The following is a 26,629-nucleotide window of genomic DNA, read 5'->3' as shown; positions in this document are numbered from 1 at the left end:
GCTTTGGCTGCGGATTCTTGGTTGGAATCGGCTGCGGCTTCTGAGGCTCCTGCGGTTCCTGAGTTGGAATCGGCTTTGGAGTCTTCGTCGGCTTTGGCTGCGGATTCTTGGTTGGAATCGGCTGCGGCTTCTGAGGCTCCTGCGGTTCCTGAGTTGGAATCGGCTTTGGAGTCTTCGTCGGCTTTGGCTTTGGCTTTGGACTCTTAGTCGGAATCGGCTTAGGAGTCTTCGTCGGCTTCGGCTTTGGCTTCGGCTGTGGCTCTTGTGGTTCCCATGGTTCCTGGGGTTCTTGTGGTTCCCATGGCTCCTGGGGTTCTTGTGGTTCCCATGGTTCCTGGGGTTCTTGTGGTTCCCATGGCTCCTGGGGTTCCTGTGGTTCCCATGGATCCCACGGCATCGGCTTCCACGGCTCGTGCGGCTTTGGCTTCGGCTTCGGCTTCGGCTTTGGCTTCGGCTTTGGCTTTGGCTGTGGCTCTTGTGGTTCCCATGGTTCCTGGGGTTCCTGGGGTTCCCATGGATCCCACGGCATCGGCTTCCACGGCTCGTGCGGCTTCGGCTTCCACGGCTTGTGCGGCTTCGGCTTCCACGGCTTGTGTGGCTTCGGCTTCCACGGCTTCCACGGCTTGTGCGGCTTCGGCTTGGGCTTATGCGGCTTCGGGTACCACGGCTTGTGCGGCTTCGGCTTATGGCCACACTTCGGGACGTACCAGCCACAACCGCCCGGATAGTGGGGCTTATGCCAACGCGGCTTATGCGGCTTGTAGTGACGCGGGTTCATCGGGTAGTAGCCACGATGACCGTAGGTTACAAACTGAGCGTCTTCCAGACCCTCCATGTAATCGTCATCGACCGGATTGCTGTACCCGTTGTCCACATAATCGGTAGATTCATCACCTACGTTGTAGGTGGATGCGGCAGCTGGAAGCCCAGCGGTGCCAAAGACAGCTACTGCTGCAAAGGCTGCCACACAAAATTGTTTAATCATGAGTTCTCTCACTCCTAACGGTTGAACTCTTCGGCAAGAGTTTCGCCTTGTTATAACAACACGAACGCGATATCCCGTTCTTTACACATAGTAATGGTAAAGGAGACCGTTTTCGTAATGCATTTGAGACCTTTCCATTTTACATTTGCATTACATATGGCCTTTTTTCATTACCTTTCATTTACATTGGAGTAAACGAAAGGCAAACATACACCAAGATTGGCACATCTCTCGAGAAGCCAAAGTTATTTGGTACCCCATTTCGAGGCTTTGCAAAACTATCACCGATTGCAAATCAAATATCACTTGTAGTAATCTTTCGGTCACAAAAGTGCTATATATGGTGAAATTCGTTCACCTCTACATAGATATTTCAGTGAGTTCCGAGGTTATATTCTTATCCAAATTTACCCAATATTCCCCAATTAACGTTCTAATCAAAGGCCCCTTCAATTGCGAGAAGGATTCCAGACACTCAAGACAGAAGAATGCGAATAGTGTCCAGTTGATTACATAGTGGAATGATTCATTCTGTAACGAGAAAACTACAGATATAAAATGTCGGTGTAGCACCCCCGCCATATGGCCAATGCCTGGGGCAAGCAAGCTGTTGTGCAGATACTTCCCGTTTAGTGCGGGTGAGTTCAGCTTCAGCTCGTACAAACTATGGACGTGTATTGACCAATTAGCTACGGTGATAGCACACCGGACAGCGTGGTCCGTTTTCACAATCATCACCTGAGCACTTTGTTTGCTCGGCCTTTCCTGCTGGAGAAGAACTCATGTCCCGTGTCCCACTACTGCTACGCCTGCTTGTTGGTATCATCGCCGGCGCACTCATTGGCGTTGTCTCAGCGAGTGCAGGATTTGACACACCTGTTCGAGTATTCGCTACCTTTACATCCCTATTCGGTGCGCTCTTGTCATTCGCAATACCGCTCATCATTTTTGGTTTCATCGCACCAGGTATTGGATCGTTAACACAAGGTGCAGGCAAATGGCTTGGTCTCGCAGTAGGAGTCGCCTACACCTCGAGCGTTCTTGCGGGCCTTCTGGCTATGGCGACTGCCCTGACCATTTACCCTTCCATCCTTGGTGATGTTGCGTTATCAACCGTCACCAACCCTGAAGAAGGCCTCGTTGAGCCGTACTTGACGTTGGCGTTAGATCCACCATTCACTGTGACGGCAGCCCTTGTACTGGCCTTTATCTTTGGCATTGGGATGAGCACGTTGAAGGATAAAACGGTTCAAAACCTCACGGAAGATTTCAAGACGATTATTCAGGGACTCTTGAACCACGTCATTATTCCGTTGCTACCCATTCACGTCGCAGGGGTCTTTGCCAATATGGCCTATGCCGGTCACGTTGCCACAATTTTTTCGGTTTTTGGCAAGGTGCTACTAATGGTGCTGCTCTTACATGTGGTGGCACTAGCTACCCAATACCTTGTGGCTGGCACGATTTCGCGCACAAATCCACTCAGCATGATTAAAACGATGCTGCCGGCATACTTCACTGCGATTGGTACCCAGTCCAGTGCCGCAACCATCCCTGTGACGCTACGCCAAGCCAAAAAAGCCGGGTTACGCCCAAATATCGCCGACTTTGCGATCCCACTCAACGCCAACATTCACTTATCAGGTTCAATGATCACGGTCACAAGCTGTGCCATTGCAGTGCTCACGATGGCCGAAGGGCACGAACCATCTGCTATTCGGTTCTTCCCTGTGATTCTAGGGCTGGGAGTAATGATGGTAGCTGCACCTGGTGTGCCAGGAGGTGCTGTCGTGACTGCGATCGGCCTATTGCAAAGCATGTTGGGCTTTGATGACACCATGATCGCGCTGATGATTGCGCTGTATTTGGCTCAAGACAGTTTCGGAACTGCGACAAACGTGACCGGGGATATGGCCATTTCAAAAATTGTTGAAACCATTGGCGATCGCCTCATCGGTGGTAACACAGAAACGCACGATGCCGAACCTCCGGTAACGACCGTTTCAACACAATAAATGACATTTTCATCGGAGGTTTGTTTGAAACAGGCCTCCTATTCCTTTTAGGCTCCAAGGCATTACCTGCTAAGGAGGAACTATGGGACCTAACTTAAAGTCCATCACGTTGTCCAGCCCAGACCTCGCTCACGGCCAACCCATCGAAAAGCGGTTTACACATGAAGGTAACGATGACATTCCCCGTCTGGTTGTCGCTGGAGTTCCTTCAGATGCTGTGGAACTTGCGGTCATCATGCATGATCCCGATGCACCTTGGACCTACGGGTTTGTCCACTGGACAGCGTATGGTATCCCCACAGATGTGAGTGAATTGACACCGGAAGTCCTTGCAACAGCGAGAACTGGCCCTAATGAGACGGGTGATCATGCGTACTTGGGCCCTTATCCCCCACCTGGTCACGGCACGCACCACTATTTCTTTGAGATTTACGCCTTAGATAGGAAGGTTGAAGGCGAACCGACCCGTGACGAGTTTATGCGTGAGTACGCGGGGAATGTTATCGACCAAGCACGTATTTGTGGTACCTACGAACGCCATGAATAGCTTGTCTGCATATGCAGACAAATGCTTGCACCAAGGGCCGCATTGAGGCTGCATTATTGAGATATAGCGGAAGGCCGTAGGCATCGTATAGGCCGCGGCCTTCCTCCTGGAAAGGGTAGATAACTCAACTGGCTAAATGGTGAAACTCATAGGTATCAACAAGTGCCTGCCAGGACGCCTCAATGATGTTTGTGCCAACACCAACGGTAGTGAACTCCCTAGCCCCATCAGTGGCATCAATCGAAACGCGGGTGATTGCTTGGGTGGCCGATGCCGGATCAATAATGCGCACCTTATAGTCGGTCAGTGCGAGATGCGAAAGATCAATACGTTGACCAACGGCAACTCTGAAGGCGTGGTCGAGGGCGTCAACAGGACCGTTCCCTTCGGCTGTGCCAATGAGACGTTCACCGTTCACGTGGACTTTTATAGTGGCTTCAGCCACAACCTTTCCGTCTTCGCGGTGTTCAACGAGGGTTCGCCAGCTTTCTAACTCGAAGGGGCCGATTTGTTCACCGTTCTCACGGCGCACAAGAAGTTCAAAGGACGCATCGGCTGCCTCAAACGAATATCCCTTGTGTTCCAAGTCCTTGACTCTGGCTAATACCTTATTGGCTGTCTCCTTATTCATATCAAGTCCAAGCTCGTCACCCTTCATGAGGACATTTGAACGACCAGCCAGTTCACTCACCAACATGCGTAGTTGATTTCCGACTAACCCCGGATCCGTATGTTGGTAGAGGTCTGGATTCTTCTGGAGTGCACTGGCGTGCAACCCAGCTTTGTGGGCAAAGGCAGATCCACCTACCCACGGCGCTTTTGAACTGAGATTGAGGTTCATTATTTCAGCAACTTGATGAGCCGATAATGTCAAATGCTGGAGCAGATCTCGATCAACGACATCTAGCCCTTGCTTAATCGCCAAATTGGGCAGGATAGAACACATATTGGCGTTACCAGTACGCTCACCTATCCCATTCATAGTGGCTTGGACATGGTTTGCCCCTGCGTCAATCGCAAGCAAACTATTCGCAACCGCACAACCCGTATCGTCATGGGCATGAATCCCTAAGATACGATCGTCTCCAACCAGTGGGCGAACATCCTTCACGATGGCATCTATCTCAGTTGGCAACGAACCACCGTTCGTATCGCATAGCACGACGCCGGCCGCCCCTGCCTCGATAGCTGCGCTGAGAACATCAAGGGCGTATTCCCTATCACGGTGATACCCATCAAAAAAATGTTCGGCATCAAGCAATACCCGCCGCCCCTCGCCTACGAGATAGGCCACCGATGAGGCAACCATGTCTATATTCTCTTGGGCGGTCGTCCCGATAGCTTCTATGACGTGTTTGATATCGCTTTTGCCAACAAGTGTGATGGCCTCAGTTTTCGCTTCCAGCAACGCATTCAATAGGTCATCATTCGCAGCTTGTATCCCTGGGCGACGGGTCATCCCAAAGGCGACCAACCCTGCGTGATTCAGTTGAATGTCTCCGTTTGCAACTGCGGCAAAAAACTCCGTATCTTTAGGGTTGGCGCCCGGCCATCCACCTTCAATCCATGTGAACCCAAGGGAATCAATAATCTGAGCAACGGCTAACTTGTCGGCTACCGTCAGGCTAATCCCCTCTTGTTGTGTTCCGTCACGGAGGGTTGTGTCATAGAGCTCGATCATGACTAATCCTTTGATTTTCATGGAATGACTTGTTTATTGCTGGGTTTTATCCTCTCCCAGCCTGAGGTGGCCATCACAGCGCAGCAATGATGCGCTCACCAATGTCACTGGTTCGTTGACCGTTTACGCCTTGGCCTAAGACAGCCAATGCAGCATTCTCAACGGCGGTTGCAGCCTCCCGCTCACCCAGATGGTTCAAACACATGGCCAAACTGAGCACACTCGCCACAGGGTTTGCGATTCCCTTGCCTGCAATATCAGGTGCTGAACCGTGGACAGGTTCAAACATAGATGGGTAGGTATTCGTTGGGTTCAAGTTGCCACTCGCGGCAAGCCCCATGCCCCCTTGGACGGCAGCCCCAAGGTCGGTGATGATATCGCCAAAAATATTATCCGTAACCACCACATCAAAGCGGCCTGGATCGGTAACGAGATAAAGGCACATCGCGTCAACATGGACATAGTCACGACTCACCTGTGGGAACTCCGTTTCACCCATCTCAGTAAAGGCCCGCATCCATAAGTCCCCGGCAAAGGTCAACACATTTGTTTTATGGCACAACGTCAATCGGTTGTCTCGAGCACTGGCCGTTTCAAAGGCATAGCGAAGCACACGGTCTATCCCACTACGGGTATTCAAACTTTCTTGGGTGGCAACCTCACGTGGAGTGTGTTTTGCTAATACCCCACCTGCACCCGTGTATAACCCTTCGGTATTTTCTCTAACGACGACCAAATCACAGGTTTCAAGCCCCGCAATTGGCGTAGGCACACCAGGTGCCAACTTAACGGGCCGCAAGTTCACATACTGGTCAAAATCAAACCGCAGTTTCAAGAGCAACCCACGCTCTAACACACCTGGAGGTATCTCTGGTGTACCAACCGCGCCGAGGAGAATCGCATCAACCTGTGATAACTCCTCTTGCACACTTGCTGGAAGGACTTCGCCGGTGCGTTTCCATGACCGACCGCCCAGATCGTAGTCAACCCGCTCCGTGGAAAACTCAAAGCGTTCTTGTACAACATCAAGGACCTTCAATGCCTCTGCCGTGACTTCAGGTCCAATCCCGTCGCCACCGACGATGGCCAGTGTGTATCTATTCATCGGTTCGCCACCAATGCGTGAGCAGGTTGAGTTACTGGCATAAAGGCTGGGCGTTTTGCCTCAAAGGCGCTAATGTCGGCGTCCTTTTCTAGGGACAGGCCGATGTCGTCCAGCCCATTGACCAACATGAACTTGGCATGTTCTTCAAAGTCAAAATGAACGCGCACGTCCCCAGCGGTAAGGGTTTGGTTGGGAAGGTCAATTTCAATCGTCGTGGTGGGATCATCGGTAGCGATCTGCATGAGCCGCTCCATTGTGGCCCGATCTACCTGCACACAGACAAGGCCGATTTTGGCACAATTTGACCGAAAAATATCGGCGAAACTCTCGGCTACAACTGCGTCAAAACCGTACTGCTGCAACCCCCAAGGGGCGTGTTCACGGCTTGAACCTGACCCAAAGTTCACCCCGCTTAACAGCACGTTGGCATCGGCATACGCCGGATCATTGAGTACAAAGTCCTCCTCTGCACGCCAATCACTAAAGACGAACTCACCGAACCCTGTCCGCTCAATTCGTTTTAAGTGTTGTTTGGGCATGATTTGATCGGTATCCACATCGTTCCGCCCCATAGGCACCATGTGACCAGTAATTACGGTAACTTTTTCCATCGTTTCTCCTTCAGTCCAGGTGCTAGAGCGTGGACGGGGTGACGTCGCGGGCATCAACAAAATGGCCGGCAATCGCCGCACTTGCCGCCATTGCTGGGCTCACCAAGTGGGTTCGCCCATCCTTACCTTGACGCCCTTCAAAGTTTCGGTTTGATGTGCTTGCGCAACGTTCTTGTGGTGAGAGTTGGTCAGGATTCATTCCCAAACACATGGAACAACCTGGTTCGCGCCATTCAAAGCCGGCATCAATAAAGATCTTGTCCAACCCTTCTTCTTCAGCTTGTACCTTGACCTTATAGGAACCGGGGACAACCATCGCGTGCCGGATATTGTCCGCAATCCGCTTGCCTTTCAAGATGGCTGCGGCGGTACGTAAATCACTGATACGACCATTGGTACATGAGCCAATGAAAATCCGGTCGAGCTTGATATCGGTGATCCGTTCACCACCGTTCAGCCCCATATACTCCAAGGACCGACGCGTTTGTTCTGGAGAAGCTGTTTCCTCTGGGCGGGGTACATTCGCACTTACGGACACACTCATCGAGGGTGTGGTACCCCAGGTGACCGTGGGTTCGAGGGTAGATGCGTCAAAGTGAATGACCGTGTCAAAGGTGGCACCCTCATCGGTGTACAGTTCACGCCAGCTTGAAACGGCCTGGTCCCACTGATCATCACTTGGCGCACACATGCGCCCCTTCACCCAGTCAAAGGTTGTTTGGTCGGGTGCAATCATCCCCGCACGACCACCACCTTCAATGGTCATATTGCAAATCGTCATGCGTTCTTCCATGGAGAGGTTGCGTATCGCATCCCCGCGATATTCGATGATGTGTCCGATACCGCCATCCACACCGATCTGTCCGATGATGCCTAAAATAAGGTCTTTGGCGCTTGTACCTGGTGGCAACTCACCCACCACTTCAATCGCCATGTCTTTGGGCCGGTTTTGTACGAGGGTCTGGGTGGCCAGGACGTGTTCAATCTCACTTGTTCCAATTCCAAAGGCCAATGCCCCAAAGGCGCCGTGAGTAGCGGTGTGTGAATCACCGCACACTATGGTCATTCCCGGTTGTGTGACGCCGAGTTCAGGGCCGATCATGTGCACAATGCCTTGAGCCCGACTAAACATCGAAAAGACTGGAATCCCTGCTGCCTTGCAGTTTTGTGACAACACATCCATTTGCTGACGACTCAAATCATCGGCAATAGGTAAGGACCGATTCGTCGTTGGCACATTGTGGTCCATCGTGGCCAAACTCAAATCAGGGCGACGAACCGTTCGGCCTGCAAGCCGGAGTCCTTCAAATGCTTGTGGACTGGTGACCTCATGGAGTAAGTGCAAATCGATATACAACAAGTCAGGCCCATCAGAAGCGGAATGAACGACATGGCGATCCCAGATTTTCTGGGCAAGCGTCTTGGGATTAGGCATAGTGCTCCTCTAGTCAGAAACCGGTTTAATCCGGAAAAACGTCTTTAATCGTTAAAAGTTCGAGTGTGTGCGACCTTTACGTGCATCACGAAGTCGTTCTGATCGGTTCAACGCTTCGAGCCAAGCACGCCCGGTTGCTTCAACGACATCGGTTGACAATCCACGGCCGGTGTAGGTTGTCCCGTCTCGACGAATCGTGACGGTCACATCGCCAAGGGCATCACGGCCAGCGGTGATGGATGACACACGAAAATCTTCAAGGTGGGCATCGTCAACGCCGCAAGCTCGGCTAATAGCCCGACAGATCGCATCAATCATGCCGTCACCAACTGCCGCTTCGGTTACCGCTCGGTCTTCGGCAACATGACGGACACGAACCGTGGCGGTAGGTGCAGTGGCAATCCCACCCATCATCTGTGCCATTTCAATCGTCCACACCTCACTGCCAACATCGGCAGTATCAACCACAATCGCTTCAAGATCGTCCGCCGTCACTTCACGTTTGCGGTCCGCAACGGCTTTGAACTGGGCGAAGGCATCGTCCACACGTGCTTCATCTAAGGTGATACCCAAATCACGTAACGCTTGAACAAAGGCATGGCGCCCTGAATGCTTACCCAAGATGAGCTGTGCCCCGACAAGACCAAGGTCTTCAGCCGTCATAATCTCATAGGTTGCTCGGTTGGCGAGGACACCGTGCTGGTGAATACCACTTTCATGGGCAAAGGCGTTACGGCCAACCACCGCCTTGTTGTATTGAACGGGGTAGCCAGTCAGCTGGGCAACCAGCTTAGAAGTACGCCCGATCTCCTTGGTATTGATTCGGGTGTCTTTCCCAATCAGGTCATGGCGAACGGTCATACCCATCACGACTTCTTCAAGTGAGCAGTTCCCTGCTCGCTCCCCGATACCATTGATGGCGACTTCAATTTGGCCAGCACCACGCCGTACCGCTTCAAGGCTATTGGCCACCGCTAAACCAAGGTCGTTGTGGCAGTGCACACTTACCACCGCGTCACCAGCCAAGGCGACAATCTCTTCAATCAAATCGCCATATTCACTTGGCATTGTAAAGCCAACGGTGTCAGGCACATTGATCGTGTGAGCACCCGCATCTACGGCAGCTTTAAGGACTTCTTTTAAGAACCCTGTTTCAGTTCGGGTTGCATCCTGTGCGCTGAACTCCACTTGGTCAGCAAGGGTTGTTGCCAGGCTGACCATCTCGGTCGTCAAGGCAATGATGTCAGCCTCGCTCGCACCCTTTAGCATCTCCTGGCGGTGGATATCTGACGTTGAAATAAAAACGTGGAGACGACTCGTTGCCGCAGGTGCAATGGCCTCTGCACATCGACGCACGTCACCCTCGGTGGCTCGTGCAAGACCACAAATGACTGGCGCGTTGGGGAGGTTGCCTACTTCTTTTGCAATTTGCTGCACGCCGAGGAAATCACCGTCACTGGCGACGGGAAAACCAGCCTCAATCACATCAACGCCGAGCCGGGCTAGTTGGTGCGCAATTTCAAGTTTCTCGCTCGGATCGAGGCTGATGCCGGGGCTTTGTTCTCCGTCTCGTAACGTCGTATCAAAAATGGTGACGTGTGCCATGGTCATCCCTTGTCTGTTGGATTAGGTGTTGGAATTACTTGTTGTCGTTTAACCAAGTCATTTGGGCGCGCAACCGTTCACCGACTTGTTCGATCTGATGTTCCGCATTTATCCGCTTCAGTGCGGCATAACCGGGGCGTCCCGCTTGATTTTCCAAAATCCAGTTACGGGCAAATGTGCCGTCTTGGATATCGGCAAGCACACCGCGCATTTCCTCTTTCACATATTCATCAATAACACGCGGCCCCGAGACATAATCACCGTACTCAGCGGTGTCAGAAATCGAATGCCGCATCTTGGCCATGCCGCCTTCGTACATGAGGTCAACGATGAGTTTCAGCTCATGCAGGCATTCAAAATAGGCAATCTCAGGCTGATACCCCGCGTCAACAAGGACTTCGAATCCGCTCTTAACGAGTTGCATCGCGCCACCACAAAGGACGGCCTGTTCACCGAAAAGATCCGTCTCTGTTTCTTCACGGAAGGTTGTTTCTAACATGCCAGCACGACCACCACCCACATGGGATGCCCATGCCATCGCAATGTCACGCGCCTTACCAGTTGCGTCCACGTGCACCGCAAAGAGCGCCGGTACACCGCCACCTTGGGTAAAGACACGGCGAACAAGATGGCCAGGGCCCTTTGGTGCGATCATCGCAACATCCACCCCTTCGGGGGCGACGATTTGTCCAAAGTGCACATTGAAGCCATGGGCAAACAGCAACGCATCACCAGCGTTCAACCCAGGTTCGATCTCTTCCTTGAACACCTTTGGCTGAACCTCATCGGGCAGGAGCACCATAATGATGTCAGCTCGTTTAGCGGCATCGGCAACTGTTGTGACTTCATGACCGGCTGCTTCAGCCTCGGCGCGGCTTGCGGAACCTTCACGTAACCCAACGAGAACGTTCACACCGGAATCAGCTAAGTTGCCCGCGTGGGCATGGCCTTGGCTCCCGTAGCCAAGCACCGCTACCGTCCGCCCCTTAAAGACATCCGGGTTTGCATCCTTGGCGTAATACATCGTTGCTGGTGAGTGAGACATAGATTCTCCTTTAATAACCGTTTATATACATTGAATTAGTACTGTTGTTCGCGGGCGCGACGCTCTTGAATAGACAGGCGCTCAGTGATCGTCTCACTGCCACGGCCGATCGTGATCGCACCGGACTGCACCATTTCGATCACGCCGTAGGGACGTAACATTTCAAGGAGCGCATCAATCTTGGAACGGGTGCCAGTGGCTTCGATCGTGAGGGAATGAGGGCCAACATCAACCGTCCTCGAACGGAAGATATCAACAACCTGGAGCACATCGGCCCGTTCGGAGGCGCTGCCGGTTCGTACTTTGATCATCGCCAAAATACGTTCAACACTGTCATTGGGATAAAGCTCCATCACTTTGTGGGTGTTGATCAGCTTGTGTAACTGTTTCATCACTTGGTCGATGGAGTGACGTTCGGCACGAACAACAATTGTGATGCGACTAAAGCCAGGGCTGTGGGTATTACCTACGGCAAGGCTCAAAATATTGAATCCACGGCGGCTAAACAGTCCGACGACTTTAGCTAAGATGCCCGGTTTATCTTCAACCAGCACACTGAGCGTATGGAAGGGAGTGGTGCGTTGGGACATGGGGAGCTCCTAGCTTGGTGCGATATTTGATGACGTAGCGGCTTTGGCCGCTTCTGAGGCGTACCACTCAGCAGCACTCTCTATGACGTTGGAGTTTGATTGACCAACTGGCACCATCGGAAATACCTTCGCATCAGGGTCAATCCAAACATCGACGATGACCAACTTGTCGCGGATAGCGAAGGCTTGTTCCAATACGTCACGTACTTCTTCTTCGTTGGTAATTCTGAATCCTACTCCCCCGTAGGCTTCAGCTAATTTCACTAAATCTGGGCTGGTTCGCGTTAAGTCTGTCTGGCTATATCGTTTGTTATAGAACAACTCTTGCCACTGGCGAACCATCCCCAGCACCCCGTTATTCAATACAACCACACAGATGGGTAATTGCTCGGTGGTGGCCGTTGCCAGTTCTTGACTCGTCATCTGAAAGGACCCATCCCCATCAATGGCGATGACTTGACGATCTGGGCATCCTGCTTTCGCACCGATTGCGGCCGGAACGGCATATCCCATCGTGCCGGCACCACCTGAATTAATCCATGTGCGGGGGCGTTTCCAATCAAGCCATTGCGCAGCCCACATCTGATGTTGACCGACTCCTGCCGTGATGATTGAGTCTTCATCACGCAACTCGTCAAGTACCTTCAACACGGTTTGTGGCGTTAACGGTCCACCGGGTTCTTGTTCATTAATAAGTGGATGCTCACGTTGCCACTCATGCAGTGTGGTAATCCATTCTTTGGTCTGGATAACAACTTTGTCTTTTTCCATCCGTTCGAGGAGTTGGTTGAGCACCACTTTCGCATCACCGACGATAGGGACTTCAGCCATACGAATCTTGCCGATCTCAGCGGGATCAATATCAATGTGAATGACACGGGCATGAGGAGCAAATGCACTGACCAACCCCGTTACACGATCATCAAATCGGGTGCCAATGGCAATTAAGAGGTCTGATTCCTGGATGGCCTGAATAGCAGTCCAATGTCCATGCATACCAGGCATTCCCATACATAAGGAGTGCGACTCAGGCATTAATCCACGCGCCATGAGGGTAGTGACAACAGGGATTTGGTAGGTTTCAGCCAAGCGCATTACTTCATCTTGTGCCCCTGCCGCAACGGCACCACCACCGACATACAAGACCGGGCGTTTGGCCCGCACGATTTCTTTGGATGCTTGCTTAACCATCCCTTTATGCCCGCTTAAGGTGGGTTTGTACCCCGGAAGATTAAGCTGTTTAGGCCAACGGAATGAGGGGACCGTGGCAGCCAATACATCTTTGGGGAAATCTAATGCGACCGGCCCTTTTCTCCCGGTACCTGCAATGTGAAATGCTTCGGCAACCGCTTCCGCTGTCCGTTCAGGGTCGATAACCAACTCATTGTGTTTGGTCACCGGGTGAGTAATACCGGTCATATCAGCCTCTTGAAAGGCATCGTTACCCACCGAAGCACGGGCAACCTGTCCGGTAATGGCAACCATCGGCACACTGTCCATCATTGCGTCTCCCAATGCGGTCACGAGGTTGGTTGCTCCTGGACCGCTTGTTGCAATGGCAACCCCCACTCGACCAGTTGCATGGGCATATCCTGAGGCCATATGCCCAGCACACTGTTCGTGTCGAGCAAGTATGTGACGGATGGGGCTGTCATATACCGAGTCGTAGGCGGCGAGAATGGCACCACCTGGATGACCGAATACTACATCTACGCCGGCATGTTCGAGCGAGCGCATGAGCACTTGTGCGGCGGTCATCGTCATTGGGGTCTCCTCTGTCGAAGGAATCGGATCGATCGGGATTATTGGAATAAAAAAACGACCTCCCGGCAATTCGGTAGGTCGTGCGTAAGGCAATTGTTCTTACAATTCGTCCACAGCCAAACACGACCTGTTGGTAATAACCAGCAGGCCAATAATTAGGGCGACGGACTTGTTGAACATGACCACCAGTAATGACATGAGTTTGACCCGATGTCAACAAAAACGTGCAAACTGGTGTCTTCTAAATCTCTGACAGGAGGAATACCCGTGCCCCAATTGCGATCAGCAACGTCAACAAGTGGACGGAAAATGGCAGGCGCTCGCGCGCTATGGCGTGCAACAGGAATGGTTGACGGGGATTTCGGTAAGCCAATTATTGCGGTCGCTAATTCCTTCACGCAGTTTGTTCCCGGCCATGTTCATTTGCGCAATATGGGCGCACTTGTGTCCGAAGCGATTGTTGAGGCCGGTGGAGTAGCCAAAGAATTTAACACTATTGCCGTTGATGATGGGATCGCTATGGGCCACGACGGCATGTTGTACTCCTTACCTAGCCGTGACCTCATTGCTGACAGTGTTGAATATATGGCCAACGCCCATTGTGCCGATGCGCTGGTGTGTATCTCGAACTGTGACAAGATCACTCCTGGCATGTTGATGGCAGCTCTCCGGTTAAATATTCCTGCCATATTTGTTTCTGGTGGGCCGATGGAAGCGGGTAAAGGCATCGTCGGTGGCACGACCGCTCGCCTTGACCTCGTTGATGCGATGATCGCCGGGGCAGATGACTCCGTTTCCGATGAGGACTTATCGGCGATGGAGGCCGCAGCCTGTCCGACCTGTGGGTCATGTTCTGGAATGTTTACCGCAAACTCTATGAACTGTTTGACTGAGGCGATGGGCCTTTCTCTCCCCATGAACGGGTCTCTGTTGGCGACACATGCAGACCGGCGCGAGTTGTTTGTTAAGGCAGGCAAGCGAATCGTTGACCTCTGCCGTATGTATTACCTCGAAGAGAACGACACCGTGTTGCCACGGTCCATCGCCACGATGGCAGCCTTTGAAAATGCGATGGCCCTTGATATTGCAATGGGAGGGTCATCAAATACGGTGCTGCACTTATTAGCCGCTGCACGTGAAGCCGAGGTGCCCTTCACCATGGCAGATATCGACCGGCTGAGCCGCAAGGTTCCCCACCTGTGCAAGGTCGCCCCGAGTACCAATCAATTCCATATGGAAGATGTCCATCGTGCTGGCGGAGTGATCGGGATTCTTGGTGAGCTTAACCGTGCCGGACTTTTAGATACCAGCGTTACTACGGTTGCCGGAGACAACCTTGCCCACGTGCTTGATACGTACGACGTGATGGCTGACATCAGTGACCAGATCAAAACGGGCTATCTCGCCGCTCCCGGCAACCGGCGAACCACCCAGCCGTTCAGCCAAGAAGAACGTTGGGATACTCTTGATACCGATCGGGCAAACGGCTGTATCCGTGACCTTGCCCATGCATGGTCACCTGATGGTGGCCTGGCCGTTCTCTTTGGCAATATCGCCGAAGATGGTTGCATCGTGAAAACGGCAGGGGTTGATGAAGGCAGTTTGCAATTCACGGGTACGGCAGTGGTGTATGAAAGCCAGGACAGCGCCGTTGAAGGTATTTTGAACCGCAAGGTCAAAGCTGGTGATGTGGTGGTCATCCGTTATGAAGGGCCACGCGGAGGCCCAGGTATGCAAGAGATGCTGTACCCCACCTCCTACCTCAAGAGTGTCGGTTTAGGGAAGGCTTGTGCTCTCCTCACTGATGGTCGATTTAGTGGTGGTACAAGTGGATTGAGTATTGGTCACGCGTCACCCGAAGCCGCCGCTGGTGGCTTGATCGCCCTGGTTGAAGACGGTGATGAAATTGAGATTGATATTCCGAATCGATCGATCAATCTCTTAGTCTCTGATGAGGTGATCGCACAACGCCGTGACGCACAAGAAGCTCGTGGTTCAAAGGCCTATACCCCCCGCCACGCCCGACCCCGCAATGTTAGTGCGGCGTTAAAGGCTTACGCCCTTATGGCCACGAGTGCCGATAAAGGCGCAGTTCGTGATGTCAGCCGATTTGAATAGGCTCTGCAACGGGGCCGATATGGAATTACTGAACGGCCTCAATGAACACGCGCTGACGATAGAACTGTAACTGGTCGATAGAGTCACGAATGTCACCGAGAGCTCGATGGTTGCCTACCTTCTCGGGCTCTTGCTCAGCAATCTCGGGTGCCCAACGCTTCACCAGTTCTTTAATCGTGGATACGTCAACGTTGCGGTAGTGCACATGTTTTTCTAGCGTGGGCATATATTTTTTCATAAATGCACGGTCTGAGTGCACGCTATTACCTGCAAGCGGGGCCACATTGGGGTCGGGTACGTATTGAAGCAGCCATTCCATAACCTGGGATTCGGCTTCTTCAACAGTCAACGTGCTTGCGCGTACCCGATCAGTTAAGCCACTGGCTTCATGCATATCCACCACAATTTGAGGCATGTTGTCGAGCAACTCATCAGACGCGTGGATAACAAGGTTGGGCCCTTCAATAATCTGATCGAGCTTGCCGTCAGTCACGATGATGGCAATTTCTAGAATCACATCGGTGTCAGGCTCTAGCCCGGTCATCTCTAAATCAACCCAAACGAGCGGGCCTTCTAATTGAGTAGGAGCGGTCGTTTCGGATTGAGGTTGTTCAGCCATGGGTACCAATCTATGAGTCATTGCCCTTATTCACCGGCCAGTTCAGCTAATTCAAGCCAACGCATTTCTGCATCATCAAGTTCGCCTCGTAACTGGGTGAGTTGTTCACCCCAGGCAGCTAGATCGGTATGACTAGCTGATACGGCTTGGGTTGCAAGTCGCGTTTCCAGCTCCGTAATCTGTGCGCTTAGCGCATCCATCCGCGGCCCAAGCTCTTGATATTCACGCTGTTCATTAAAGCCTAGCTTTGTTTTAGGTTTGGGCGATTCCTTGGCTTTCACTTGAGCTAAGGCCAGATTGTTTGCGTCTTTAGCCATTCGTTTGCGGGCACGTTCCGCTTCACCTTGCGCTTCTCGCCAGGCGGTCCATCCACCGGGCTGATGTTGTAAGAACCCCCCGGGTTCAATCGCATATAAATCACTACACACCCGGTCTAGGAAATAGCGATCGTGGCTCGCCACCAACAACGCCCCTGGCCAAGCATCTAAATAGTCTGTTAAAACCGCCAAGGTGTCGAGATCTAAGTCATTCGTTGGTTCATCCAAAATAAGGAAGTTAGGTGCGTCAGCAAGAACAAGCAGAAGTTCAAGACGACGGCGTTCCCCGCCGGAGAGTTCTTCGACAAAGGCTCGCTGCGCCGCTTTGGTAAATAAGAAGCGTTCCAAGAGGTCTCCGGCTCCCACACGCATACCATCAATCAAGTTCGTTTCTTCGGCCACCGCTTTGACAGCATCAATAACCCGGGTGCCCGGTTTAATTGGTTGTACTTCCTGCCCATACCATCCCACATGTACCGTTTCACCCATACGTACACTGCCGGTGTCGGGTTCCAAACGGCCTGTAAGCAGCTTCAACAGCGTGCTTTTACCCGCTCCGTTAGGACCAACAATGCCCCAGCGTGCCCGAGGGTCAACCTTCATATCCACACCTGAAAGCACCGTTTGACCATTAAAGGACTTGCCGGCATTGTGGGCATTCACGACCGTTGAGCCAATCCGGCGACTTGGGAACTCAATGGCGAGCTTCGATTCATCAATACGTTCTTTCGATGCTTCTACCAGGGCAGTTGCTTTATCCACCCGATGTTTCGCCTTGGAGGTTCGCGCCTTGGGGCCACGACGAAGCCAATCCAACTCAATCCGTGCCAAATTGGCCCGTCGTCGTGCCTGGGCGTGGGCTTGTTCAACCCGTGTTGCACGCGCTTCAAGGTATTCGTCATAGGAACCGTGGTTCGTATGAACTCGCCCATCAACCACCTCAATAATGCGATTGGCAACGTTGCTCAACACGTACCGGTCGTGGGTTACAAATAGCAGTGCACCTGAACGACGGGTGAGTTCTCCCTCTAACCATTCAATGACATCAGGATCAAGGTGGTTCGTTGGTTCGTCCAAGATCAACAAATCGGGGTCGGCAGCCAATACGCCCGCCAGGGCAACTCTGCGGCGTTGACCACCGCTCAATTCACCCATGCGACGGCCATCATCAGGCGCAATCCCAAGGCGATCCAACAACCCTTCGGCGCGCAAACTCCCTCCAATCACCTCAAGTGGTAAGGCGTCAGGGTCAAAGGCCGGTTCTTGGTCGAGGTACTGCACACGCAGCCCTTTACGGTGTACCACCCGTCCTTCATCAGGCTGTTCTATACCGGCAATAACCTTCAATAGGGTGCTTTTGCCACTGCCATTGATACCAATCACACCTGCCCGGTCGTACGCATCCAGACCAACATTGATGCCATCAAGCGGTCGTTTTTCGGCATACACCTTGACGACGTTCTCTAAACTCACAATATTTGGTCCGGCCATGCCTCCATCTTGGCAGCCAAGCGCTGTCCGCACCGCTTTCCTTTTACGCGCTTTGGTTCAACCCCATTCCAGTAGGTGGCGTCCGGCCTTGGGCTACCTTCATGATTGCCCATTTTTATGACCCGAGTTCAAACCATTACTAATTTTGCTCAAAATACGCAGCTAATCCATTTGACTTGGTCAAAATCACTGCAGATAATGCCCAAAAGCTGAGCAATTCGCTCAGATAATGCAAGTGACCGCGAAGGGGACCGAATGGATATTCAATTACTTCTTGCCCTGGTCCTGGGCATTGCCACCATCGTCGTGCTCGTTTTGCGCACCCGACTTGACGCATTCGTTGCCTTGCTGATCGCCAGTGTGCTCACGGGCCTTATCGCCGGGTTCAGCCCAGGTGAAACCATCTCGTCAATGACAACCGGCTTCGGAAACACCCTCGGCAGCGTTGGGATTGTGATTGGTCTGGGTGTGGGTATCGGCAAAATCCTTGAGCTGAGTGGTGCTGCTGACATTATTGCGCAAGCATTCCTCAAACTCTTTGGCAAAGGACGCGAAGAGTGGGCGATGGGATCAACGGGTGCGGTTGTTTCTATCCCCGTGTTTTGTGACTCTGGGTACATCATTTTGAATCCCCTCGCGCGTTCACTGGCACGACGGCGTACCTATGGATACGTTGCCGTATCCCTTGCGATGGGTTGTGGGATGACCCTCACCCACCACATGGTGCCACCAACGCCCGGGCCATTAGCTGTTGCAGGCATTGTGGGCGCCGATATGGGCGCGGTCATTGCCGCTGGACTGGTGTTTACTGTCTTGTTGTTGCCTGTTGTGGTGACGTACGCAAAGTGGATTGGCCCCAAATTAGAGAACCAAATCAGCCACGAAACCCATGATGCTGTTTTCGGTGCTGACGATGATGCGGCCAGCGTCGACCCCACCCGCGAAATGGGGATAGGCCCGAATGGAGAAGGTCCCAAACAATTTGGGGTAGGCATGGCCTTCATTCCGCTGATCCTTCCATTAGCTTTGATTGTGGCGAACACCGTTGCTACAGCCATTGACAAGTCTTCCCAGGGAGCCCTCACCCCTGATGCTGAATACACCGCATCAACATGGGCGGCAGCATTGGCCTTTATAGGGCATCCGGTTGTTGCGTTAATTATCGGTCTAGTTCTCGCGGTGTACTGGCTGTTACCCCGTTGGGTACCTGCTACGCGCGTACAAGGATGGTTAGCTGACGCTGCTGCGAGTGCTGGCCTTATCTTGCTTATCACCGGTGCAGGTGGTGGTCTTGGGCAGGTCCTTCGTGACAGCGGGGTAGGCGATGAACTGGCCCAAACGATTGCGGCAATGCCTTTACCTGCCTACATGGTGCCCTTCTTGATTGCGACCCTAGTTCGTCTCGCCCAAGGGTCAGGCACAGTTGCCATGATTACCGCCGCAAGTGTGTCAGCCCCATTGGTGGCAAGCCTTGGTATTTCGCCGCTGCTTGTAGCACTGGGTTGTTCTGCAGGCTCGATGTGCTGTAGCTACTACAACGACTCGTATTTCTGGGTTGTTACCCGGTTCACCGGCCTTGAAGGGACAGCTGCGCTCAAAGGTTGGTCAGGTATCACGACAACAGCCTGGGCGGCATCCTTTGTGTTATTAACGATCGCGTCATTCATCTTGTAATGATGGATGTGCTGGTTATTGCTGATGATTTGACCGGCGCGAACGGCACCGCGGCAGCGTTTGCAAACGCTGGGATGCGAACCGTAACGACAACGGTCGCCCAACTCACGGCTGTACCCGACGGTTTCAACACAGTCGTAGCCAGTACCGATGCGCGACACGCGCCACCTTCAAGAGCCAAAACCCTTGTTGAACAGGCTATTCAAACAGCCTGGCCAGCTCGTCTGGTCTGTAATCGCATTGATACCACGATGCGGGGCAATATCGGAGCCACCACTGAAGCTGTTCGCTCAACCGTTGAATCCTGCTCTGGTGAACGCACCATTTGTGTTGTTGCCCCTGCCTGGCCACAAGCTGGGCGGGTTACGGTTGAAGGCCACCAACTCTTGCACGGACACCGGCTCGAACTCACTGAAGTTGCTCGAGACGTGCGTTCACCGGTGACACGGTCGGATATTGCCGGAATTATCAGCCAGCAAGCCAACGTGAAGGCTGCTCATGTGCCACTTTCAGTCATCACCTTAGAAGACAATAGTGTCCGGGACCATATTGCCGCTCTCATCCAGGACGGCGCCAATACCTTGATTGTTGATGCCCTCACCGACGGGCATTTAACGATGGCGATGCGTGGCTGTGTTGATGCGGCCAAACTGATCGACCAGCACGTGCGTTGGGTGACAAGTGACCCTGGTCCTGGCTCAGTCGCGATGGCAGAGGCCCTAGGCCTCACGGCCACCGCCCCACACCCGCCCGTGGTGGTCTTGTGTGGGTCGGCAAGTGCCCTCACCCGCACCCAGTTAAACCGGCTACAAAGTGAACGTGACGCCTGGTTGATTAAAGCGCCCACATTGGCCGATTCCATTACCCCTGATAGTGCGGCATGTGCGCAAGTCTTGGGTCAACTCATTGATGATGCCTTGCCTGGTCAAGTTGTTGGCCTAGCAACTGCCTTTACCGCCGCCGACGTAAACCCCCTACCTCCTGGGGTTTCAGGTGAAGATGTGTGTACGAACTTGGCTACTGCCCTCCATATGGCCTTAGCTGATCGTCAAATCGGTGGATTGTATGTATCAGGCGGTGATGTCACTGCAGCCGTCTTTGAACAACTCGACACCACGGGCTTTGCCGTTCAAACCGCATTAGAACCCCTTTGCGTTGGAGGGCAATTGCTAGGTGGCCCACATACCGGCCTGGCCTGTGTCACCAAAGGCGGTTTAGTTGGGGACGGCGCGAGCCTCATTCGTGCCGTTGATTATTTACACACGCTCCAAACGAGATAGCAATTAAAGGAGTTTTTGATGACTGCACCAATCGCGCTGACCCTTGGCGATCCAGTAGGCGTCGGGCCAGAAATTGCGGTAAAAACCGCTGATCTTGTCCGCCCCACGAGCCCATATACGCCTGTTCTTGTTGGAGACATCGAAGCCGCAAAGCGCGGTGCGCAAGCTTGTGGCGTTACTACTCCGCTCATCAGTATCAGCCACCCTGGGCAAGCCGGCCATGTGGACGGCCTCGCTGTCTGGGATACCGGGGTATTGGGTACCGATCTCCCTGAATGGGGCAAGGTGGATGCCCGTGCTGGTAAGGCTGCCGTAACCGCTATCGAGTGGGCAACCAAAGCCGCAATGGATAAGGAAGTCACCGCCGTTGTCACAGCCCCTATTAATAAGGAAGCCATTTGGGCGAGTGGATCAACCCATCTCGGCCACACCGAGATGCTTAAAGAACTGACCGGTGCTGCCTGGTCAGACACCATGTTTGTGGTCCGCAACGGCCCAACCCATCTGCGTATTTTTTTCTCAACCCGCCACGTCGCACTCCGGGTTGCCCTCGAACAATTACGCGACCCAGAGCTCGTTTCTCAAGCGATAAACCGTGCCGTTGAAAGTCTCAAGGCCTTTGGGGTGGACCATCCTCGCCTCGGGGTTGCAGCCGTTAATCCACACGGTGGTGAGAACGGCAACTTTGGGGATGAAGAAATCATTAGCATTCGTCCGGCGTGTGAGGATGCCCGCAAACGGGGGCTGGATGTGCATGGCCCGATTCCGGCTGATTCAGTCTTCCACCAAGGGTTAGAAGGGCGCTTTGATGGGGTCCTCAGCCACTTCCATGACCAGGGCCATATTCCGGCTAAAACGGTGGATTTTAATGGCACGATCAGTGTGACGGTAGGGCTACCGATATTGCGTACCTCAGTTGACCACGGCACAGCATTTGATATTGCTGGAACAGGTGTGGCGAACCACTTGACCATGCAGAGTGCATTTGAGGCTGCGGTGGACTATGCCCCGTTCGTGCCCAAAATCCGCCAAGCCTATCTGTCATGACGATCCACCCAGGTTCGGTGCGTGCCAAAACGCAACGTCGCCATGACCGGATGCTTGAGCTGGTCAATCAAGACATTACCGATGTTGAAGCACTCGCGGTGGCCTTGGGTGTTTCGCCTTCAACCGTTCGTCGTGACTTAACGTTTCTCCAACAACGTGGGGCCATTGCACGAACCTATGGTGGGGCTATCGCGCTTATTCCTCGACTGGCCGAACCCACATTCACGGCATCGCTGGGCGTAGCAGTACAAGAAAAAGAGGCTATTGCCCAGCTCGCCATTGAACAGATTCGCCACGGGGATTCCCTCTTTATTGATGCCGGTACGACCTGTCTCGCATTGGCGAAATCCTTGATTGGCCTGGGTAGACGGCGTGTCGTGACACGCGGACTCGAAACCGCAGTGATCTTACGGAATGACCCTGATATTGAGGTCATCGTAGTTGGCGGTTATGTCCATCCTGCAAGCCATGGGGTGGTGGGGGCAATGGCCCTCCACACGTTAGAACGGGTCTACGTGGATATCGCCGTATTGGGTGCTGATGTTGTGGACCCCGAACTCGGGTTGGGTGAACCAACCTTAGAGGAAATCGCGGTAAAAGAACTGGCTGTCCGTCATTCCGCTCGTCAACTCTTGCTTGTTGACCACCACAAATTTGAGCCACACACAACCAATGCGTGGATGCCCCTTGATGGCCACTGCACCGTGATAACAGATCATCTCGTTCGGGAACACACCCTTTCAGAATGGCGCATGACCCACGAAGTTTTGCAAACTAAAAGCCCAGGCTCCCCACGAAAGGCGTGATGATGACGCATTTTGTTATTGCACCCGATAAGTTCAAGGGAACGTTAAGTGGTCAGGACTTTTGTACCATCGTTCAGGCCATCGTCGAAGATCAAGGGGGTAATGCGGTTGCGGTGCCACTGGCAGATGGGGGTGACGGCACCCTTGATGCCTTCGGTGGCCCAAACCGCTATACCGACGTGACTGGACCACAAGGTGAACGTGTTACCTGCCCGTGGCGTTTAGATGGAGACCATGCCATCATCGAGACTGCGTTATGCTCTGGACTCGTTCTTGCGGGGGGAACTGAAGCAAATGATGCGATGACTGCGACCAGTAAAGGGAGTGGCGAAATAATCGCAGAGGCAGTGAAGCAAGGCGCAAAAACTATTGTTGTCGGTATCGGCGGATCAGCTATGACCGACGGCGGTGAACCCGCGTTGCGAGCCATTCAAGCAGCCGGCGGCCCGTGGCCAGATGTTGACTTGCTCGTTGCCTGTGATGTGCAGACTCGCTTCGTTCAAGCGGCTGAAGTATTTGCACCCCAAAAAGGGGCCACTCCAGAACAGGTTGAGCTCCTCACCCAGAGGTTAGAGAAGATTCGACAGACTTATCGTGACGAATTTGGCCTCGATGTTCAAGACACTCCAGGCAGTGGGGCCGCAGGTGGTTTAGGCGGCGCGCTTCTTGCCCTCGGGGCACAGTTTCGACCGGGGATTGATTTAGTGGCCGAACAGCAGGGCTTCTATGACCACCTCAATACGGCTGATGTCGTCATCACGGGTGAGGGACGGCTGGATGCCACATCACTAGCTGGCAAAGTCGTCGGTTCCGTCATTGAGCACACCAGTGAGCCGGTCATTGTGATTGTTGGTCAAGCTGATGCTGATGTTGTGTTACCTGATCATGTCACGCTTGTTGATTTATCTGCCATACATGGGCTTGACCAGGCCATGCATGATCCGGCTGGGTGTATTCGGGCAACACTACCCGGCATACTCCAAACACTTTAATATCCAACCATTTCCAAGGATTTCCTATGGTAAGTGCACAAACTGTTTACGACGCACGCGTATCAGCCAATATGCCGACATTCGTTGTGCTGGATGATGACCCAACCGGTACGCAATCTGTTGCCGGGTTGCCTGTGATCACATATTGGGACCCAGACGATATGCGCTGGGCGTTGGGCACGGGTGCACCAGCAATTTATGTGATGACCAATACTCGCTCAATGACACCTGAAGATGCGGAGAAGGTGAACGCTGAGGTCGTACGGACTGCCAAGGTTGTTGCAGAAGAGCTTGATATGGCCGTTGCGTTTGTATCGCGGTCTGACTCAACCTTACGCGGCCATTTCCCGTTGGAACCAGATACCATCACCCAAATTGGTGGACCGGTGGACGGGGTTTTAGTTATCCCGGCATTCCCTGATGCTGGCCGTGTCACCGTTGATGGGGTGCACTTTTGCACTGATGCGAACGGTGAGCTGATTCCGGTTGGTGAGAGTGAATATGCCAAGGATCATTCGTTCGGGTATCACGCCTCTAACTTGTCCGAGTGGATCGAAGAAAAAACGAATGGCCGCGTACTGGCTCACGATGTCCTTCATATCACCGCGGCCGAACTTGATGACCGTGACGCAGTGGTGGAGAAGCTGGCCGGTGTTGCTGATGGCCAGTATGTTATTGCCGATATTCAGTCAGAAGAGGATTTACGGAAACTTGCTCTCGGGGTTATTGGGGCATACCAGGCCGGAAAAACCTTTATCCATCGTGTTGGCCCACCCTATGTGCGCGCCCTTATTGGGATGGATGAGCCAGAAATCATTACGAGTGAACAGATTGATGAACTCATTCCACATGGAGACACCCCGTACGGGCTTGTTGTGGTTGGTTCACATGTGCCAACGACAACCCGTCAGCTCAATGCGTTGACCGGATCTCTGCGGGCAGCAGTAGTTGAATTGGATGTGCCACAGCTACTGGAAAATGCTGAACCAGTGATCGCCGGTGCGGTTGAGGTGCTGGTTACGGCCTTGGATAGTTGCACGGCAGTTATCCATACAAGCCGCGACGTTATTGCCGGTAAAGACGAGGCAGAGAGTTTGGCCATTGCTCGAACAGTGAATGGGGCGTTAGTTGAAACGATTCGACGGGTCATTGAACGCAAACCTCCACGCTTTGTGATTGCAAAGGGTGGCATCACCAGTTCTGATGTGGCGAAGTTCAGTCTGCATATGCATCGCGCCATGGTGATCGGGCCGATGGAACCAGGGATTATCTCCGTATGGCTGGCTCAAGATGGACCAGGAACGGCCATTCCGTATGTGGTATTTGCTGGCAACGTGGGTTCTGAACAATCCCTTGCCAATGCAGTCAGTGTGTTATCAAAGGAGGCATAACAATGCGTATAGCGGTATTGGGGTTAGGAGCGATGGGCCTGCCAACAGGCACCCATCTCACCAAACTGGCTACCGTAGCAGGCTATGACATTGACCAAGAACGGTTAGCCCTGGCAGAAGCGGCAGGTATTGAACCAGCAACGAGTGCCCAAGAGGCGGCAACGGGTGCCGATGTGGTCTTGTTAGCTGTACGGAACAGCGCCCAACTTGATGACGCACTCTTTGGAGCCGATGGGGTTGTTTCAGTCCTTGCGGCTGGGGCCGTTGTGATTTTAACCTCGACGGTTGGCATGGCCGGTATTCAAGCGGTGGAACCACGCGTGCGTGATGCGGGATTGTTATTGGTGGATGCGCCGGTGTCCGGTGGTCCAACGCGTGCTGGTGACGGCACGTTACTGGTCACGGTTGGTGCCGATGATGCCGCTTGGGCTAAGGCCAAGCCCGTGCTCGATCATATGGCGGGAACGCTGGTTCGCGTTGGTGATACCCCTGGGGCCGGTCAGGCAATGAAGACGGTGAACCAGTTGTTATGTGGGGTACATATCGCGGCAGCCGGGGAAGCAATGGCCCTGGCGAACCGCTTAGGCCTCGACCCATCAGCGGCACTCGATGCGTTAATGGCGGGGGCGGCGAGTTCATGGATGCTCGGTGACCGTGGACCACGGGCGATTCAGGCACTCCACAGTGAAGAAGCTGAGGTGCGCAGTCGCCTGGACATCTTTGTGAAAGACATGGGTATTGTGACCGAAGCGGCTAAAGCGGTGGGTATAGCCACACCGGTAGCTGCCGCTGCTGAACAGTTGTATCTCCAGGGGCTTGCCCGTGGCATGGCCGCACAGGATGATTCCATTGTGGTACGGTTGATTGACCCCGACCCAAGCTGAGGAACACGTGGTGTTTTGGCCGGAGGCGCGACTGGAGGTGTGGAGTGCCACGGCCAGTACGCATGTGACCGCTATTGCATGATCGTGAGGAAATGATGGCCGTCTTGCGCCCGATAACCCGTGCTGATCAGGACCATTTGGAGGAGTTTCTCTACCAGGCCATCTTTGTGCCTGAAGGCATGCCCCTGCCTGATCGTTCCATTATTCATCATCCGGAGTTGTGGGGGTTTATCGAAGATTTTGGGGCCGATCAGCATGACCTTGGCCTTATAGCGGAAGTGGACGGGCAGCCGGTGGGTGCCGTTTGGACCAGAATCCGTGACCTCTATGGGTACCGTGATAACACCACACCGGTACTTGCTATTGCACTCCTTCCGGCCTATCGCCGCCAAGGTATTGGCACCCAACTGATGCAGGCCATGTTGCGTGTCCTCACCGATGCGGGGTACCGGCAAACATCATTGCACGTGGATAAGGCCAACTACGCGGTAAAGCTCTACCGCGCAATGGGTTACCACGTCGTTGAGGAAGACGAACATGCCTTAACCATGGTCCGAACGCTGTCGCATAGCTAATAGCCAACGGCTTACGCCACAGCAGATGCATGTGGCACTGAATCTCAAGGAT

22 protein-coding genes and 1 pseudogene are annotated in these 26,629 nt (G+C 53.3%); 12 read left to right on the top strand and 11 right to left on the bottom strand.

Annotation, left to right across the window (positions count from 1 at the left end; all coding sequences use genetic code 11):
- Positions 1-207, top strand: a pseudogene (locus VCU37_RS04785) (hypothetical protein); the annotation flags it as partial.
- 11 nt (positions 208-218) lie between these two features.
- Here VCU37_RS04785 and VCU37_RS04780 read toward each other — a convergent pair.
- A complete protein-coding gene (locus tag VCU37_RS04780) occupies positions 219-620 on the bottom strand; it encodes a hypothetical protein (protein ID WP_336249471.1) in 402 nt (133 codons plus the stop codon).
- Positions 621-1,767: 1,147 nt separating this feature from the next.
- On the opposite strand from VCU37_RS04780, the gene VCU37_RS04775 reads away from it, so the two are divergent.
- Both VCU37_RS04775 and VCU37_RS04770 read left to right on the top strand, forming a co-directional pair.
- On the top strand, positions 1,768-3,000 hold the full coding sequence (locus VCU37_RS04775; protein ID WP_336249470.1) for a dicarboxylate/amino acid:cation symporter: 1,233 nt from the start codon (positions 1,768-1,770) through the stop codon (positions 2,998-3,000).
- Between the two features lie 82 nt (positions 3,001-3,082).
- Complete coding sequence (locus VCU37_RS04770; RefSeq protein ID WP_336249469.1) at positions 3,083-3,547, top strand: YbhB/YbcL family Raf kinase inhibitor-like protein; 465 nt, start codon at positions 3,083-3,085, stop codon at positions 3,545-3,547.
- Positions 3,548-3,671: 124 nt separating this feature from the next.
- Here the strand turns inward: VCU37_RS04770 and cimA are convergent, their stop codons facing one another.
- The 8 genes from cimA to ilvB all read right to left on the bottom strand — a co-directional run bounded on the left by cimA (position 3,672) and on the right by ilvB (position 13,383).
- Positions 3,672-5,228, bottom strand: coding sequence for a citramalate synthase (cimA, locus tag VCU37_RS04765; protein WP_336249468.1), 1,557 nt, complete (start codon positions 5,226-5,228; stop codon positions 3,672-3,674).
- Between the two features lie 73 nt (positions 5,229-5,301).
- Positions 5,302-6,333: a 3-isopropylmalate dehydrogenase gene (locus tag VCU37_RS04760; protein ID WP_336249467.1), complete on the bottom strand. Its 1,032-nt coding sequence runs from the start codon at positions 6,331-6,333 to the stop codon at positions 5,302-5,304.
- Positions 6,330-6,944, bottom strand: a complete 615-nt coding sequence (gene leuD / locus VCU37_RS04755) for a 3-isopropylmalate dehydratase small subunit (protein ID WP_336249466.1) — start codon at positions 6,942-6,944, stop codon at positions 6,330-6,332. The genes VCU37_RS04760 and leuD overlap by 4 nt, the downstream gene beginning before the upstream one ends.
- Before the next feature lie 22 nt (positions 6,945-6,966).
- Complete coding sequence (gene leuC, locus VCU37_RS04750; protein ID WP_336249465.1) at positions 6,967-8,379, bottom strand: 3-isopropylmalate dehydratase large subunit; 1,413 nt, start codon at positions 8,377-8,379, stop codon at positions 6,967-6,969.
- 51 nt (positions 8,380-8,430) lie between these two features.
- A complete protein-coding gene (locus VCU37_RS04745) occupies positions 8,431-9,984 on the bottom strand; it encodes a 2-isopropylmalate synthase (RefSeq protein WP_336249464.1) in 1,554 nt (517 codons plus the stop codon).
- Between the two features lie 34 nt (positions 9,985-10,018).
- Positions 10,019-11,029 (bottom strand): ketol-acid reductoisomerase, encoded by a 1,011-nt coding sequence (ilvC, locus tag VCU37_RS04740; protein WP_336249463.1) that lies wholly within the window; start codon positions 11,027-11,029, stop codon positions 10,019-10,021.
- 35 nt (positions 11,030-11,064) lie between these two features.
- Positions 11,065-11,619 carry an acetolactate synthase small subunit gene (ilvN, locus tag VCU37_RS04735; RefSeq protein WP_336249462.1) on the bottom strand — a complete coding sequence of 185 codons (555 nt, stop codon included), beginning with the start codon at positions 11,617-11,619 and terminating at the stop codon, positions 11,065-11,067.
- 9 nt (positions 11,620-11,628) lie between these two features.
- On the bottom strand, positions 11,629-13,383 hold the full coding sequence (gene ilvB / locus VCU37_RS04730) for a biosynthetic-type acetolactate synthase large subunit (protein WP_336249461.1): 1,755 nt from the start codon (positions 13,381-13,383) through the stop codon (positions 11,629-11,631).
- A gap of 267 nt (positions 13,384-13,650) precedes the next feature.
- Between ilvB and ilvD the strand changes: the two genes are divergently transcribed.
- The gene (gene ilvD / locus VCU37_RS04725; protein WP_336249460.1) at positions 13,651-15,501 is read left to right on the top strand and encodes a dihydroxy-acid dehydratase; all 1,851 of its coding nucleotides are present in this window, start codon (positions 13,651-13,653) and stop codon (positions 15,499-15,501) included.
- A gap of 25 nt (positions 15,502-15,526) precedes the next feature.
- Here ilvD and orn read toward each other — a convergent pair whose 3' ends face one another.
- Both orn and VCU37_RS04715 read right to left on the bottom strand, forming a co-directional pair.
- Complete coding sequence (gene orn, locus VCU37_RS04720) at positions 15,527-16,120, bottom strand: oligoribonuclease (RefSeq protein WP_336249459.1); 594 nt, start codon at positions 16,118-16,120, stop codon at positions 15,527-15,529.
- Positions 16,121-16,146: 26 nt separating this feature from the next.
- Positions 16,147-17,928: an ABC-F family ATP-binding cassette domain-containing protein gene (locus VCU37_RS04715; protein ID WP_336249458.1), complete on the bottom strand. Its 1,782-nt coding sequence runs from the start codon at positions 17,926-17,928 to the stop codon at positions 16,147-16,149.
- 255 nt (positions 17,929-18,183) lie between these two features.
- Here VCU37_RS04715 and VCU37_RS04710 point away from each other — a divergent pair, with 255 nt between their 5' ends.
- The 8 genes from VCU37_RS04710 to VCU37_RS04675 all read left to right on the top strand — a co-directional run bounded on the left by VCU37_RS04710 (position 18,184) and on the right by VCU37_RS04675 (position 26,577).
- Positions 18,184-19,602 carry a GntP family permease gene (locus VCU37_RS04710; protein WP_336249457.1) on the top strand — a complete coding sequence of 473 codons (1,419 nt, stop codon included), beginning with the start codon at positions 18,184-18,186 and terminating at the stop codon, positions 19,600-19,602.
- On the top strand, positions 19,602-20,882 hold the full coding sequence (locus VCU37_RS04705) for a four-carbon acid sugar kinase family protein (RefSeq protein WP_336249456.1): 1,281 nt from the start codon (positions 19,602-19,604) through the stop codon (positions 20,880-20,882). The genes VCU37_RS04710 and VCU37_RS04705 overlap by 1 nt, the downstream gene beginning before the upstream one ends.
- Positions 20,883-20,900: 18 nt before the next feature.
- A complete protein-coding gene (pdxA, locus tag VCU37_RS04700) occupies positions 20,901-21,929 on the top strand; it encodes a 4-hydroxythreonine-4-phosphate dehydrogenase PdxA (protein ID WP_336249455.1) in 1,029 nt (342 codons plus the stop codon).
- A complete protein-coding gene (locus VCU37_RS04695) occupies positions 21,926-22,735 on the top strand; it encodes a DeoR/GlpR family DNA-binding transcription regulator (protein ID WP_336249454.1) in 810 nt (269 codons plus the stop codon). Before pdxA ends, VCU37_RS04695 begins: the two co-directional genes overlap by 4 nt.
- Entirely contained in the window at positions 22,735-23,727 is a 993-nt protein-coding gene (locus tag VCU37_RS04690; protein ID WP_336249453.1) for a glycerate kinase family protein, read from the top strand. Before VCU37_RS04695 ends, VCU37_RS04690 begins: the two co-directional genes overlap by 1 nt.
- A gap of 26 nt (positions 23,728-23,753) precedes the next feature.
- The gene (locus VCU37_RS04685; protein ID WP_336249452.1) at positions 23,754-25,118 is read left to right on the top strand and encodes a four-carbon acid sugar kinase family protein; all 1,365 of its coding nucleotides are present in this window, start codon (positions 23,754-23,756) and stop codon (positions 25,116-25,118) included.
- Positions 25,115-26,002 carry an NAD(P)-dependent oxidoreductase gene (locus tag VCU37_RS04680; protein WP_336249549.1) on the top strand — a complete coding sequence of 296 codons (888 nt, stop codon included), beginning with the start codon at positions 25,115-25,117 and terminating at the stop codon, positions 26,000-26,002. The genes VCU37_RS04685 and VCU37_RS04680 overlap by 4 nt, the downstream gene beginning before the upstream one ends.
- A 92-nt stretch (positions 26,003-26,094) precedes the next feature.
- Positions 26,095-26,577, top strand: coding sequence for a GNAT family N-acetyltransferase (locus VCU37_RS04675; RefSeq protein WP_336249451.1), 483 nt, complete (start codon positions 26,095-26,097; stop codon positions 26,575-26,577).
- Positions 26,578-26,629 lie beyond the last annotated feature (52 nt).

Source organism: Stomatohabitans albus (assembly GCF_036336025.1).
GTDB classification, from domain to species: Bacteria; Actinomycetota; Nitriliruptoria; order Euzebyales; family Euzebyaceae; genus Stomatohabitans; species Stomatohabitans albus.
The sequence above is the reverse complement of the archived record's forward strand: the minus strand, read 5'-3'. Positions and strand labels throughout refer to the sequence as shown.

Bases quoted from the DNA above. Each gene is read 5' to 3' on its own strand.
- orn (WP_336249459.1), bottom strand. From the start codon at position 16,120: ATGGCTGAACAACCTCAATCCGAAACGACCGCTCCTACTCAATTAGAA.
- VCU37_RS04760 (WP_336249467.1), bottom strand. From the start codon at position 6,333: ATGAATAGATACACACTGGCCATCGTCGGTGGCGACGGGATTGGACCT.
- cimA (WP_336249468.1), bottom strand. From the start codon at position 5,228: ATGATCGAGCTCTATGACACAACCCTCCGTGACGGAACACAACAAGAG.
- ilvC (WP_336249463.1), bottom strand. From the start codon at position 11,029: ATGTCTCACTCACCAGCAACGATGTATTACGCCAAGGATGCAAACCCG.
- VCU37_RS04775 (WP_336249470.1), top strand. From the start codon at position 1,768: ATGTCCCGTGTCCCACTACTGCTACGCCTGCTTGTTGGTATCATCGCC.
- VCU37_RS04705 (WP_336249456.1), top strand. From the start codon at position 19,602: ATGATGGATGTGCTGGTTATTGCTGATGATTTGACCGGCGCGAACGGC.
- VCU37_RS04685 (WP_336249452.1), top strand. From the start codon at position 23,754: ATGGTAAGTGCACAAACTGTTTACGACGCACGCGTATCAGCCAATATG.
- VCU37_RS04745 (WP_336249464.1), bottom strand. From the start codon at position 9,984: ATGGCACACGTCACCATTTTTGATACGACGTTACGAGACGGAGAACAA.
- VCU37_RS04675 (WP_336249451.1), top strand. From the start codon at position 26,095: ATGATGGCCGTCTTGCGCCCGATAACCCGTGCTGATCAGGACCATTTG.
- VCU37_RS04770 (WP_336249469.1), top strand. From the start codon at position 3,083: ATGGGACCTAACTTAAAGTCCATCACGTTGTCCAGCCCAGACCTCGCT.
- ilvB (WP_336249461.1), bottom strand. From the start codon at position 13,383: ATGACGATGACCGCCGCACAAGTGCTCATGCGCTCGCTCGAACATGCC.
- VCU37_RS04695 (WP_336249454.1), top strand. From the start codon at position 21,926: ATGACGATCCACCCAGGTTCGGTGCGTGCCAAAACGCAACGTCGCCAT.
- VCU37_RS04715 (WP_336249458.1), bottom strand. From the start codon at position 17,928: ATGGCCGGACCAAATATTGTGAGTTTAGAGAACGTCGTCAAGGTGTAT.
- VCU37_RS04690 (WP_336249453.1), top strand. From the start codon at position 22,735: ATGATGACGCATTTTGTTATTGCACCCGATAAGTTCAAGGGAACGTTA.
- ilvN (WP_336249462.1), bottom strand. From the start codon at position 11,619: ATGTCCCAACGCACCACTCCCTTCCATACGCTCAGTGTGCTGGTTGAA.
- VCU37_RS04710 (WP_336249457.1), top strand. From the start codon at position 18,184: ATGGATATTCAATTACTTCTTGCCCTGGTCCTGGGCATTGCCACCATC.
- leuD (WP_336249466.1), bottom strand. From the start codon at position 6,944: ATGGAAAAAGTTACCGTAATTACTGGTCACATGGTGCCTATGGGGCGG.
- pdxA (WP_336249455.1), top strand. From the start codon at position 20,901: ATGACTGCACCAATCGCGCTGACCCTTGGCGATCCAGTAGGCGTCGGG.
- leuC (WP_336249465.1), bottom strand. From the start codon at position 8,379: ATGCCTAATCCCAAGACGCTTGCCCAGAAAATCTGGGATCGCCATGTC.